The sequence below is a fragment of the Hydrogenophaga sp. PAMC20947 genome (genome assembly GCF_004795855.1).
Lineage (GTDB): Bacteria > Pseudomonadota > Gammaproteobacteria > Burkholderiales > Burkholderiaceae_C > Hydrogenophaga.
This window is the reverse complement of sequence record NZ_CP039252.1, coordinates 1,545,894-1,558,628: the sequence shown is the minus strand read 5'-3', so window position 1 is coordinate 1,558,628 and position 12,735 is coordinate 1,545,894. Positions and strand designations below refer to the sequence as shown.

The following is a 12,735-nucleotide window of genomic DNA, read 5'->3' as shown; positions in this document are numbered from 1 at the left end:
GAAATCGGCGTGAATGCTGTTTCCACTTGTCCTGCCATCTTGGTGGCCGCGCCCGCCTCAGGTCAAGGAAAAACCACCGTGGCCGCCGCACTCGCCCGCCTTCACACGCGGGCGGGCCGTCGGGTGCGTGCCTTCAAATCAGGGCCCGATTTCCTGGATCCGTTCTGGCTGGAGCTGGCCACTGGCCACCCGGCGCACAACCTGGATCTCTGGATGACAGGTGAGGCCGATGCACAAACACGCCTTTTTGAAGCGGCTCAAACGGCGGACTTGATCATTGTCGAAGGGGTCATGGGCTTGTTTGACGGGGAGCCGAGCGCTGCCGATCTGGCGCGCCGGTTTGGCTTGCATGTGTTGGCTGTGATCGATGCATCGGCCATGGCCGGTACGTTCGGCGCTCTGGCGTTTGGCTTGCAACATTACCGTCCCGGGTTGCCCTGGGCCGGTGTGTTGGCGAATCGGGTGGCCACTGAGCGCCATGCCGAAATGTTGCAGTGTGCGTTGGCGGAAGATGGCAGCGCCACGTCATGGCTTGGGGCCGTGATGCGCGACGCGTCGTTCGCGTTGCCGGAGCGGCACCTCGGGCTGACCGCCGCTTTTGAGTTGCCCGATGGCATGGCCCGACTCGATGCCGCAGCCGATGCTTTGGCGACCACGCCGCTCGGTCAGATGGACATGGCTGCATGGGCGCGCTGGGCCGCGAGTTTTGAGGCCCCACAGATAGACGCCGCGGTGCCGCCATTGTTGGCAGGCAAAACGGTGGCGGTTGCGCGAGACGCCGCGTTTTCGTTTATTTATGCGGCCAATCTGGAGACCTTGGAACGCCTGGGCGCCAAGCCTGTGTTCTTCTCGCCGCTGGCAAATGAACGCTTGCCCGGCTGCGATGCGGTTTGGTTGCCGGGTGGCTATCCAGAACTGCATGCGCAGACTTTGTCGGGCAGCACCAAGACGCGCGACGGTTTGCGCGCGCATGTGGTTGCCGGGCGACCCGTGTGGGCGGAGTGCGGCGGCATGATGGTGTTGTTTGACGAACTGATGGATGTCCAGGGGCAAGCACACCCCATGTGGGGCTTGTTGCCCGGTCGTGTGAGCCTGCAGACCCGTTTGGCGGCGCTGGGCCCTCAAAAGCTGTCGCTGGAAGCCGGCGAGTTGCGCGGCCATACCTTTCACTATTCGCGGTGTGAAACGCCATTGGCTGCAGCCATGCACACCGAATCGACCCGCGCCGCGGGCAAGGGCGAAGCCGTGTACCGAAGGGGTTCGATTCAGGCCAGCTATTTTCACGCCTGGATGGCATCCAGCCCAGCGGCCACGGCCGCGCTATTCGCATCGGGAGTGCATTGATGAATTTGGGTCCACAGCGCATTGTGTGTCTCACCGAAGAGACCACCGAGTGGTTGTACTTGCTGGGCCAGGAGCACCGCATCGTGGGCATCTCGGGCTACACGGTGCGCCCCCGGCGCGCTCGCGAAGAGAAGCCCAAGGTGAGCGCATTTTTGAGTGCAAGAATCGACAAAATTCTCGCGTTGAAACCCGATTGTGTATTCGGGTTCTCGGACCTGCAGGCCGATATTGCCGCCGAGTTGATTCGGGCGGGCGTGCAGGTGACGGTGTTCAACCAGCGCAGCGTCGAAGAGGTGTTTTCCATGCTGTTCCAGGTGGCGGCCATGGTGGGTTGTGCCAGCAGTGGTCTGCAACGCATCGAGCAGATGCGGGCGCGGCTGGCTGAAATTGCCGCTGCGGTGGACGCCCAGGTGAAGGTGGGCAAGCGCCGGCCCCGGGTGTTTTTTGAAGAGTGGGACGAACCCCATATCAGCTGCATCCGCTGGGTGTCCGAGTTGTTGGGCATCGCGGGCGGCGACGATGTGTTTCCAGAGCTCGCCACCCAATCATTGGGCAAGCACCGCATCATTGCCGAGGGTGGGGAGATTGTTGCCCGCGATCCCGACATCATTTTGGGGTCGTGGTGCGGCAAAAAGTTTCGCCCTGAAAAAGTGGCCGCTCGGGCGGGTTGGGGCGATGTGAGTGCCGTGAAAAATGCGCAGCTGTTCGAAATCAAGTCGGCCGACATCTTGCAACCCGGCCCCGCCGCGCTGACCGATGGGGTGGAGCAAATGCACCGGATCGTACTGAGCTGGATGGCGCAACATGGTTGAAGCGGTGCGCAGTGAACTCATTCTGGGCGGTCAGCGCAGCGGCAAATCGCGGCGGGCCGAAGCGTTGGCCCGCAGCTGGTTGGCAGCTTCGCCACAACGCCGCGCCGTGATGATCGCCACCGGCCAGCCTTGGGACGACGAGATGCGCGAACGCATTGAGCGGCACCGCCAGGACAGGGCTTTGACCTTGCCAGGCATGACCACCGTGGAAGAGCCACTGGCGCTGGCCAATGCCTTGCGCCAGCACAGCGATACCGGTACCTTGATGGTGGTGGATTGCCTTACGCTGTGGCTGACCAACCTGCTCATGCCGGTGGAGCCGTCAAAGGCGCTCACGGATGCAGCGGTGCTCGAGGCTGGAGCGGCGCTGTGTCAGGCCATTGAACAAGCGGCGGGCCCGGTGGTACTGGTGAGCAATGAGGTGGGCCTGGGGGTGATCCCCATGGGGCGCGAGGTGCGCGCCTATGTGGACGCGCTGGGGCGTTTGAACCAGCAGGTGGCGAGCGTTTGTGAGCGCGTCACCCTGATGGCGGCGGGGTTGCCGCTGCCACTGAAAGGCATTGCATGAAACGCTGGACGGGTGTCTTGAAAAGTCTTTTGGCTGCAGCGCTGGTGTGCACAGCGGTTTCGGGGTGGGCCACGCAAGTGCGTGACGACCGGGGTGTGCTGGTGACCTTGCCCGGCGCGCCGCAACGCATTGTGAGCACCTTGCCTTCGCTGACCGAAACGGTGTGTGAGCTGGGGGCTTGCCAGCGGTTGGTCGGGGTAGACCGTTACTCCAACTTCCCGGCCACGGTACGCCAGCTGCCCCAGGTGGGCGGCGGCATTGACCCCAATGTTGAGGCGATTGTGGCGCTCAAGCCCGATCTTGTGCTGATGGCGGTGTCTTCGCGGGCGGTTGAGCGGCTGGAGGCTTTGGGCGTGAAAGTGGTGGCGCTGGAACCCAAGAACGCGGCGGATGTGCAGCGGGTGCTGGGCGTGGTGGGAACGGTGCTGGGGGTGTCCGATGCCCAGCGGGTGTGGCGGGTGATCGATGCGGGTGTACAGGCCGCCGCCCAATCGCTTTCGCCGGCCGCCAAGGCGACCCGGGTGTACTTTGAGGTGAACCAGGGGCCTTATGCCGCAGGGCAGACTTCGTTCATCGGTGAGACGCTGACCCGCCTGGGGGCACAGAACATCATCGCCGCCGAGTTGGGGCCGTTTCCCAAAATCAATCCGGAATACGTGGTGCGGGCCGATCCCGACCTCATCATGATCGGCGCGCGCAACATGGATGGCCTGGCGCAGCGGCCTGGCTGGGCAGCAATGCGCGCCATGCGGGAGCGGCGCATCTGCGTGTTCACCCCGGACGAGTCCGATGTGCTGGTGCGCCCTGGCCCGCGCATGGCCGAGGCCGCGCGCATCATGGCGCGATGCATTTCGCGGCAGCCCAGGTAACCCATGGCCGAACAACTCCGCCTTGCCCGCTGGATGGTCGCCGTGCTGCTGATCGGTGCGGCTGCCGTTCTGCTGCTGGGCGCCGGGGTGGGCAGCACGGGTTTTGAAAGCGTGTTGAATGCCTCGGACGATCCGGTGGCCTGGCAGATCGTGTGGGACATCCGGCTGCCGCGCACCCTGGGGGCCTGGCTGGCTGGCGCTTTGTTGGGCCTGGCCGGCGCAGTGGCGCAGGGGCTGTTTCGCAACCCGCTCGCCGATCCGTTTTTGTTGGGCAGTGCGTCGGGCGCGTCGCTGGGGGTCGCCTCGGCCCTGGCGATGTTTGGCGTGTCACCATACGCAACCGAGTGGCTGGTGCGGCTGGGGCTCACCGGTGCTGCGTTTGCCGGCGCGGTGGTGGGCGTGTTGTTGACGCTGCTGCTGGCCAAAGGTGTGCACCACACCCTGCGTCTGTTGCTGGCAGGTGTGATCGTGGGCGTGGTGCTCGGCGCGATCAAAGACCTCATCACCATCGCCGTGCCCGACATCTTGCAGGCGATGCAGGCTTTCATGCTGGGCAGCACGGGCTTCGTGGGCTGGACCGCTTGTGGCGTGATGGCGGCCACCTTGCTGCCTTGCCTGTTGCTGGCGTGGGCGCTGAGCCAGGTGCTGGACGGGCTGAGCCTGGGCGAAGCCACGGCGCACAGCCTGGGCTTGCCGCTGGCGCCGATGCGCGCAGCTTTGGTGGCGGTGCTGGCGCTGGCCACTGGCACGGCGGTGGCGCAAACCGGCTTGATTGCGTTTGTGGGGCTGGCCGCGCCGCACCTGGTGCGCTCCATTGTGAAGACCACCCACGGGCGGTTGATCGTGCTCAGCGCCTTCATGGGCGGCTTGCTGCTCATGGTGGCCGATGTGCTGGCGCGGTGGTTGATCGCACCGCAAGAGTTGCCTGTGGGCGTGTTGACCGCGGTGCTGGGCGGCAGCTACCTGTTGTGGTTGATGCACCGGCGTTCGTCGCGCGGAGGTATGTTGTGAGCCGCGCGGTGAATCCCGTGGGTTTGCCAGACGCGGCGATCGAGGTTCGTCGCCTGGGGGTGTCCCTGGGCGGTACTCCGGTGTTGCAGGCCATTGATCTGGTGATCCCCAAAGCCCGGTGGACCAGCATCGTGGGACCCAATGGTGCGGGCAAGTCGACCTTGCTCAAGGCCATGGCGGGCTTGTTGCCGCGCAGCGGCGAGGTGTTTTTGCTGGGACAGCCACTGGAGGCGATCGCTGGGCGCGACCGGGCGAGGCAACTGGCCTGGCTCGGCCAGAACGAAGGCGGCGCCGATGAGCTGACGGCCTATGACGTGACCATGCTTGGCCGTTTGCCCCACCAGGCCTGGCTGGCCGCTCCGTCGGATGCCGACCGGGCGGTGGTTGAGTGGGCCCTGCGGGCCACACAAGCCTGGGAGTGGCGGCGGCGGCCTTTGAGTCACCTCTCGGGCGGCGAGCGCCAGCGCGTGTTGCTGGCGCGGGCGCTGGCGGTGGAGGCCGAGGTGTTGCTGATGGACGAACCATTGGCCAACCTCGATCCCCCCCACCAGGCCGACTGGATGGACCTGGCTCAGGCCCTCATCGCCAAAGGCAAAACGGTGGTGAGTGTGTTGCACGAAATCGGCATGGCCTTGCATGCTGACCAGATGGTGGTCATGGCCCAAGGGCGCATCACTCACCTGGGCGCTTGCGCCGACCCCGCTACCCACCGCGCACTGGAGGCGGTGTTTGACCACCGCATTGAAGTGCACGCCTTGCAAGGCCAGTGGGTGGCGATGCCGCGCGCCCACGCCTCACCCAATAGAAAAGACATTCCCCATGCAGATTGAGACCCCGCCCGTTGACAAGCCTTACGACAAGCCTGAGGGCGAGCGCCGTGGCCTGGTCATCGTGAACACCGGTGACGGCAAAGGCAAGAGCACCGCCGCTTTTGGCCTCAGCCTGCGTGCGCATGGCCGCGGCAAGCCCGTGAAGATTTATCAGTTCATGAAAGTGCCTTCGGCCCGTTTTGGCGAACACCGGATTTTTGAGCAGCTGGGCATTCCCATTGAGGGGCTGGGCGATGGTTTCAGCTGGAAGAGCCAGGATCTGGAGCGCTCTGCGCAGCTTGCCCGAAATGGCTGGGAAAGGGCCAGCGCCACCATCATGGCCGGAGAGCACTTTCTGGTGGTGCTCGATGAAATCACCTATCCGCTGATCTACGGCTGGTTGCCACTTGAGCGCGTGTTGCAGACCTTGCGCGAGCGCCCGCCGCATGTGCACGTGTGCCTCACGGGGCGCCGTTGCCCGCCGGAAATCGTGGAGCTGGCAGACACGGTGACCGAAATGACCAAGGTCAAGCATGCCTTCAATGCCGGAATTCCCGCGCAGCGGGGTATCGAAGATTGAGATGTGAAGCCCGAGCGGACACGTTTTTGACCCCCCACTTTCCAACGCACCCCATGTTCGATACTCACATCATTGTTTGCACCACTTGCCGGCCGCCCGGCGCTTCTCGTGACCTGCGCGCCGAGGGGCTGAATTTGTTTGATGCGGTGCAGGAGGCTCTGTGGGCTGCGGAAACCGATGAAGGGGCGGCGTTGAATGTGCAGCTTCGGGGGCAGGGTTGCATGAGCGGGTGCAACCGCGCTTGTACCCTGGCGGTTCAGGGTGCCGGCAAGTGGACCTACTACTGGGGTGACCTGGCGCCCGATGCCGAGACCGCCGCTCAGGTTGTGGCCTGCGCACGCACGCACCAGCGCAGCGCAGACGGCGTTCTGGAGTGGAAGACCCGCCCCGAACGCTTGAAGAGCGGGGTGCTGGCCCGCCTGCCAGCGACCACCACCGCCGCGGAGCGGGTGTGAGCGAGGCGTGGTGAAACGGTGGCGCTTTTGACTTGGGGCATGTCCACCATTTGGACATCCCTGCCGACGGGTGCCGTCGCTTCGGCGGCTGTGCTGGTTGCGTTGGGAATTGACCGATGTTGGGGTGAACCAGCGACTCGGTGGCACCCGGTGGTGTGGATGGGGGCGTATCTGACCTGGGCTGGGCAAAGGGTTGCGCCCTTGGCGCACGCACCTGGCGGCAATGAGCGCCGGGTGTTCTGGCGCGGGGCCATGGCTTGGCTTGCGGGTGCACTGATGGTGTTGGTGCTGAGCGGGGCATTGCTCTGGCTGCTGGGTAATGCGCCCTGGTGGCTACAACCGCTGGTGCTGGGGCTGCTGCTCAAGCCCATGCTGGCCTGGCGCATGCTGCGCGACGAGGTCGGGGCAGTTGAAGCCGCTTTGGGCATTTCGCTGCCTGCCGGGCGTGAGCGGCTGAGCTGGCTGGTGAGCCGCGATGTAGCGGAGCTGGACGCATCGCAGGTGCGCGAGAGCGCCATCGAGACCCTGGCTGAAAACCTCAACGACTCGGTGGTTGCGCCGCTGTTCTGGTTTGCAATGGCCGGCTTGCCGGGGGCAGCGGTCTACCGATTTGCCAACACGGCCGATGCCATGTGGGGCTACCGAGGCGAGCGCCAGGGCCGCGACTGGACCTGGGCGGGCAAATGGGCTGCGCGGGCGGACGATGTGTTGTCTTGGGCGCCGGCGCGCATCACCGCTGCACTGCTGATGGCATGGGGCACGGCCGTTTCCTGGAAGGCCCTGGTGGTCCAGGCCAGGCACACGCCTTCGCCCAACAGCGGCTGGCCCATGGCCGCCATGGCCCTGGTGTTGGGGGTGCAATTGAGCAAACCCGGCGTGTACGCCTTGAATGAACAAGGCCGCCACCCGCAAGCCTACGACATCGCACGGGCCATTCGGGTCGGCGGGCGCGTGGCGGGCTCGCTGGCTCTTGCCGCTGTGGCGGTGATGCTGGTGTCGTTGCTGATCAGCTTGGCGGGGAGGGTCGCATGGTGACCGCGCTCCATGGTGGGCCGGACGCACTCGGTGTGCCCTGCTGGGATTTTTCAACCAACGCCAACGCCTGCGGCCCATGTCCCATGGCGCTGTCTGCCGTTCGATCGGCCGACCCGCGTCACTACCCGGACCCGTTGTACACCGAGCTGCGCGCTTCGCTGGCCGCGCACCATGGTGTTGATCCCACCTGCATCGTTTTGGCTGGCAGCGCCAGTGAGTTCATCTCGCGCATCTCCGCTGCGGTGGCGCATGGTGGTGGTCGGCGGGTGTGGTTGCCCGCGCTGGCCTACGGCGACTATGGCCGTGCGGCGCGTGCCTGGGGGCTGGAGCGGGTGTTGGAGCCAGAGCAGGCCGATCTGTTGTGGCTGTGTGAGCCCTCCAGCCCGCGCGGCTGCGCAGAAGCAGAGGCGGCAAGGGTGGTGGAGGTGGCTTCAACGGTCGATGGCGCCGTGGTGGTGCTCGACCGGGCCTATGAACCCTTGCGCCTTTCGGGTGCGTGCAGTCTGAATGCTGAGGCGTTGGACTTGGTTTGGCAGGTGTGGTCGCCCAACAAGGCGCTGGCTATGACCGGAGTGAGAGGCGCCTACGCGATCGCACCGGTTCACGGCGGGGCACTGGCCGATCAGTTGAATGCCATGGCGCCTTCGTGGCCGCTGGGCGCTCATGCGGTGGCCATGTTGATGGCCTGGGGCCGTGCCGATGTGCAAGACTGGCTGGCGGGCTGCAAGCAGCAGCTCACCGTTTGGAAAGCGAAACAGGTGTCGCTGTTGACCTTGCAAAATTGGCATTGCCTCAGCAGCGAAGCCAACTATTTTTGCGCCCGCCCACCGGAGGCACTGGATGCCCAGGCCTTGCGCGATCAGGGCATCAAACTGCGTGAAACGACTTCTCTGGGGTTGGCGGGGCACTGGCGGCTGAGCGTACAGCCCCCACAGGCGCAGGCCGCGTTGGTGGCGGCTTTGGCCGCGTGTTCGGTGAAACAGGAAAGAAGAATATGACTGCAGTCTGTGTCATGGTGCTGGGCACCACCAGCGGAGCGGGCAAGAGCTGGCTCACCACGGCCCTGTGCCGTCACTACGCGCGCCAGGGCTTGAAAGTGGCGCCGTTCAAGGCGCAGAACATGAGCAACAACGCAAGGGTTGTGGCCCCTGCGCTCCACCGTTCACACGGGTCACTGCCCCCCGAGGGGGTCGATTTTCCTTGGGGCGGCCCTGCGGAAAATCTGTCGCCCGCAGGAGAAATTGGCTCTGCGCAATACTTTCAGGCCCTGGCCGCCAAGGCCGAGCCCGAGGTGCGCATGAACCCGCTGCTGCTCAAGCCCGAGGCCGATACCCGAAGCCAGGTGGTGTTGATGGGGGAAGTGAACCAGGCCTTGTCCGACATGCCCTGGCGCGGGCGCAGTGAAAAAGTCTGGCCTACCATCACGGCCGCGCTCGATGCACTGCGCGAAGCATACGACGTGGTGGTGATCGAAGGCGCCGGTTCGCCCGCCGAGATCAACCTGCACGCCAGTGACATCGTCAACATGCGCATCGCCCGCCATGCCCAGGCGCGTTGCCTGCTGGTGACCGACATCGACCGCGGTGGCGCATTTGCCCACCTTTATGGCACCTGGGCCTTGCTGCCCGAAGAAGAACGGGCGCTGATCAAGGGCTTTGTGCTCAACAAGTTTCGGGGTGATGCGGCCTTGCTCGCGCCTGGCCCGCAGATGCTGCAAGACCTCACCGGTGTGCCCACCGTGGCCACGCTGCCCATGTGGTGGCAACACGGCCTGCCCGAGGAAGACGGCGTGTTTGACATGACCCCCACGCTTCCCGCTGCGCGTGGTGCGCTGCCCCCCGGGGGGGCCCGTTCTGCCTTGGGGCGGCCCGGCGGCAGAACATCAGGCGAACGACCGGAGTGGATCACCATTGCCGTGGTGGCCTATCCGCGCATCAGCAATCTGGACGAATTTCAACCGTTGAAAAACGTACCCGGTGTGCGCCTCGTCTGGGCGCGCACCCCGGCCGGCTGCATGGGGGCCGACTGGATCATCTTGCCGGGCTCCAAGGCCACCAGCGCCGATCTGGCCTGGCTGCGCGATCAGGGGCTGGACCGCGCGGTGGCGCAACACGCGGCACAGGGCGGGGCGGTGCTGGGGGTGTGCGGCGGGTTGCAAATGCTGGGCGAAGCGCTGGTGGACCCCGAGGGTGTGGAGCCCATGGGCCTGGGCAATGCGCCCGGGCTGGGATTGCTGCCGCTGGTGACCGCGTTTGATGCCCAGAAAACCGTGCGCCACACCCGCACCGAATTCCAGACCCTCACGGGCGTTTGGGCATCGTTGTCGGGCGTGGCGGTGGACGGCTACGAAATCCACCACGGTCAGACGGCCCAGCACCCGGCCATGGCCGTCGCGGGCGATGTGGCCATCGAGGTGATGGCCGGTCTCGCCTGGCAAAACAAAGGTGGCAACGTGCTCGGCGTGTACCTGCACGGCTTGTTCGAAGACCCGCGCGTGTTGCAGGCGTTGTTTGGCGCCCGCGTGCCCACGCTTGAGACTGTCTTTGACGGCCTGGCCGACTACATCGAACAACATTTTTCACCCGGCGTCCTTGAGCGCCTCATTCACGTTTCAACCGAGGTCTGACATGAGCTTTTCCCTTCCCACCGTCGACGCTTTGCACCAGCCCGAGCTCGCCAAGCGCCTGCAGCACAAGCTGGACAACCTCACCAAGCCCCTGGGGTCGCTGGGCCGTATCGAGGCCTTGGGGTTGCGGCTAGGGCTCATCCTGGGCAACGAGTCGCCTGAGCTGCTGGCCCCCCAGATGGTGGTGTTCGCCGGCGACCATGGCCTGGCCGCTCGTGGTGTGTCGGCTTATCCCAGCGATGTGACCTGGCAGATGGTGCAAAACTTCCTGGGCGGTGGCGCAGCTGTGAGTGTGTTGGCGCGCCAGCACGGCATCGGCCTGACCGTGGTCGATTGCGGCGTGGCCCACGAATTCGAGCCGCAGCCTGGTCTGGTGATCAGCAAGGTGGCCGCGGGCACCGCCGATTCTCTGGCCGGTCCCGCGATGACCGCTGCGCAGTGCAAGGTGGCGCTCACCAGTGGCGCTGAACTGGTGAAAGAGCTGCCGGGCAATGCGCTGCTGCTGGGGGAAATGGGCATTGGCAACACCTCGGCGGCGTCCATGCTGATGTCCCGCCTGTGTTCGCTTGACATTGCCGACTGCACCGGCGCCGGCACCGGGCTCGACGGCGATGCCGTGCAACGCAAGATTCAGATCCTCGGTGAAGTGTTGGCGCTCCATGCCGAAGCGCGAGAGCCGCTGGATGCTCTGGCGGCTTTTGGGGGGTTCGAAATCGCCTCCATGGTGGGCGCGGTGTTGCAGGCTGCGAGCGAGCGCCGCGTGGTGGTGGTGGATGGCTTCATTGCCACCGCCGCGGTGCTGGTGGCCAGCAGCCTGGCGCCCGCCGTGTTGCAGCGCTGTGTGTTCGCGCACCGCTCGGGCGAGCGCGGCCATGCCTTGCTGTTGTCGCGCTTGCAGGCCGAGCCTTTGCTGGATCTGGGCATGCGTCTGGGGGAGGGCTCGGGGGGTGCCCTGGCGTGGCCGCTGTTGCAAAGCGCTTGCGCCATCTTGCGCGAGATGGCGAGCTTTGAGGGGGCGGGTGTGTCGCGGCAGGAAGAATCTGTGGTGGCCAGCGGCAGCGTGATTTGAGGGCCCATGCGGTGAAGCAAGAACGCTCAACCGAAGATCCGAAGCGGCGCAGCGGAGTGTTCCGGTTCCTTCGCCACTTTCTCCTGGCCCTGCAGTTCTTCACCCGCATCCCCATCACCGGGCAGCTGGCCGACTGGGTGGGGTTCAGCCCGGCCATGTTGCGCGCCAGCGCCGCCCATTTTCCCGGCGTGGGCTGGGTGGTGGGTGGCCTCACGGCCATGGTGTTCGCGGGGTTGATGGCGGTGTTGCCCGGCCAGCCGGCAGCGCCCTGGGTGGCTGCGGTGCTGAGCACGGTGTTCAGCGTGTTGCTCACCGGCGCCTTCCACGAAGACGGCCTGGCCGATCTGGCTGACGGCTTGGGCGGCAGCCTGGACCGCGAGCGCGCGCTTGACATCATGAAAGACTCCCGCGTGGGCAGCTACGGCGCGCTGGCGCTTATGTTGGCCATTGCTTCCAAAACGGCCTTGCTGGCCTTGCTCGCGCAAGCGGGCGGTTGGCCCTTGGCCGCGCTGGGCTTGTTTGCCGCGCACGTGAGCTCGCGCCTCATGCCGCTGTTCATCATCCGCAGCTTGCCCCATGTGGGCGATACCGCAGCCTCCAAATCCAAACCACTGGCCGAAGCCATTAGCGGTGCGGGCCTGCTCGCAGGCCTGCTGTGGTGGGTGGGGGCGATGGTGGTGGTGGGGCTGGCCCGGCCCGACGTGGCCTGGTGGGCGCCCGTGCTGGGCGCGGTGCTCGGGCTGTTGTGGATGGGGCGGCTGCTGGGTCGCCGCTTGCAAGGCTTCACCGGTGATGGCCTGGGCGCCACGCAACAGGTGTGTGAGGTGGCCTTTTACCTGGGCCTGGTGATGGCCCTGGCGGCATGAAACTCTGGCTGCTGCGCCATGCGCCCGTGGTGCTGGAGGCGGGCCTTTGTTACGGCGCCAGCGATGTGCCGGCCGACGCCGCGCTGACTCTGTTGGCTGCCGAAAAGGCCGCCGCTTTTTTGCCGCCAGGCCTGCCGGTCTGGACTTCCGCCCTGGGCCGCACGCGCCAGCTTGGCGCTGATCTGCAATGCCTGCGGCCCGATTTGAGCGGGTTTGCCCAAGATCCGCGCCTCAACGAAATGGATTTCGGTCAATGGGAGCTGCAACCCTGGAGCGCCATTCCCCGGGCCGCCTTTGACGCCTGGATGGCCGACTTTGCGCACCACCGCTTTGGCGGCGTGGAAAGCACCCGGGCCATCCTGGCCCGCGTGGCTCTAGCGCTGGGCAGTCTGCGCGAGCGGGGGCTTGAAGAAGCGGTTTGGGTCACGCATGCAGGGGTCATCCGCTCGGTGGCGTACCTGGCCGACGTTGGTCAGCATCCCTTGACCATGGCCGAACAATGGCCGCGCGAAGCACCCGAGCCAGGGGGCTATATTCAGATCACGCTCTGATACGGTTTCGCCTTGCCGTGCTAAAGCACAGTCTGCGGCTCCTGCCTTGTTCTGCGCTCGAATACACAAACTGGAAGAGTCAGGCGTGGGCTGCCTCCCGTGCGCACCCTGCTTGACGAACCCACCCCCTTTCACGATCG

At 65.5% G+C, this 12,735-nt stretch carries 14 protein-coding genes; all 14 read left to right on the top strand.

The annotated features are described in order from the left end of the window. The first annotated feature begins 9 nt into the window (after window positions 1-9). From E5678_RS06935 to E5678_RS06870, 14 genes are read left to right on the top strand one after another with little or no spacing between them, the layout of a single operon-like run. A complete protein-coding gene (locus E5678_RS06935) occupies window positions 10-1,344 on the top strand; it encodes a cobyrinate a,c-diamide synthase (protein WP_247596940.1) in 1,335 nt (444 codons plus the stop codon). Then, window positions 1,344-2,156 carry an ABC transporter substrate-binding protein gene (locus tag E5678_RS06930; protein WP_136177842.1) on the top strand — a complete coding sequence of 271 codons (813 nt, stop codon included), beginning with the start codon at window positions 1,344-1,346 and terminating at the stop codon, window positions 2,154-2,156. The genes E5678_RS06935 and E5678_RS06930 overlap by 1 nt, the downstream gene beginning before the upstream one ends. Continuing rightward, complete coding sequence (gene cobU / locus E5678_RS06925) at window positions 2,149-2,724, top strand: bifunctional adenosylcobinamide kinase/adenosylcobinamide-phosphate guanylyltransferase (RefSeq protein ID WP_136177841.1); 576 nt, start codon at window positions 2,149-2,151, stop codon at window positions 2,722-2,724. Before E5678_RS06930 ends, cobU begins: the two co-directional genes overlap by 8 nt. A 17-nt stretch (window positions 2,725-2,741) precedes the next feature. After that, entirely contained in the window at window positions 2,742-3,593 is an 852-nt protein-coding gene (locus E5678_RS06920; RefSeq protein ID WP_247596939.1) for a helical backbone metal receptor, read from the top strand. 3 nt (window positions 3,594-3,596) lie between these two features. Continuing rightward, complete coding sequence (locus E5678_RS06915) at window positions 3,597-4,604, top strand: iron ABC transporter permease (RefSeq protein ID WP_136177839.1); 1,008 nt, start codon at window positions 3,597-3,599, stop codon at window positions 4,602-4,604. 23 nt (window positions 4,605-4,627) lie between these two features. Next, the gene (locus E5678_RS06910) at window positions 4,628-5,434 is read left to right on the top strand and encodes an ABC transporter ATP-binding protein (RefSeq protein WP_136180666.1); all 807 of its coding nucleotides are present in this window, start codon (window positions 4,628-4,630) and stop codon (window positions 5,432-5,434) included. Then, the gene (gene cobO / locus E5678_RS06905; RefSeq protein WP_136177838.1) at window positions 5,424-5,993 is read left to right on the top strand and encodes a cob(I)yrinic acid a,c-diamide adenosyltransferase; all 570 of its coding nucleotides are present in this window, start codon (window positions 5,424-5,426) and stop codon (window positions 5,991-5,993) included. The genes E5678_RS06910 and cobO overlap by 11 nt, the downstream gene beginning before the upstream one ends. Window positions 5,994-6,046: 53 nt before the next feature. After that, window positions 6,047-6,448 carry a DUF1636 domain-containing protein gene (locus tag E5678_RS06900; RefSeq protein ID WP_136177837.1) on the top strand — a complete coding sequence of 134 codons (402 nt, stop codon included), beginning with the start codon at window positions 6,047-6,049 and terminating at the stop codon, window positions 6,446-6,448. Window positions 6,449-6,487: 39 nt separating this feature from the next. Beyond that, window positions 6,488-7,483 carry an adenosylcobinamide-phosphate synthase CbiB gene (cbiB, locus tag E5678_RS06895; protein WP_136177836.1) on the top strand — a complete coding sequence of 332 codons (996 nt, stop codon included), beginning with the start codon at window positions 6,488-6,490 and terminating at the stop codon, window positions 7,481-7,483. Next, window positions 7,477-8,481 (top strand): aminotransferase class I/II-fold pyridoxal phosphate-dependent enzyme, encoded by a 1,005-nt coding sequence (locus E5678_RS06890; RefSeq protein ID WP_136177835.1) that lies wholly within the window; start codon window positions 7,477-7,479, stop codon window positions 8,479-8,481. The genes cbiB and E5678_RS06890 overlap by 7 nt, the downstream gene beginning before the upstream one ends. Beyond that, window positions 8,478-10,109: a cobyric acid synthase gene (locus E5678_RS06885; protein WP_136177834.1), complete on the top strand. Its 1,632-nt coding sequence runs from the start codon at window positions 8,478-8,480 to the stop codon at window positions 10,107-10,109. Before E5678_RS06890 ends, E5678_RS06885 begins: the two co-directional genes overlap by 4 nt. 1 nt (window position 10,110) lies before the next feature. After that, the gene (cobT, locus tag E5678_RS06880; RefSeq protein ID WP_136177833.1) at window positions 10,111-11,178 is read left to right on the top strand and encodes a nicotinate-nucleotide--dimethylbenzimidazole phosphoribosyltransferase; all 1,068 of its coding nucleotides are present in this window, start codon (window positions 10,111-10,113) and stop codon (window positions 11,176-11,178) included. 11 nt (window positions 11,179-11,189) lie between these two features. Then, complete coding sequence (locus E5678_RS06875; protein WP_247596938.1) at window positions 11,190-12,044, top strand: adenosylcobinamide-GDP ribazoletransferase; 855 nt, start codon at window positions 11,190-11,192, stop codon at window positions 12,042-12,044. Beyond that, a complete protein-coding gene (locus E5678_RS06870; RefSeq protein WP_136177832.1) occupies window positions 12,041-12,595 on the top strand; it encodes a histidine phosphatase family protein in 555 nt (184 codons plus the stop codon). Before E5678_RS06875 ends, E5678_RS06870 begins: the two co-directional genes overlap by 4 nt. Window positions 12,596-12,735: the final 140 nt, after the last annotated feature.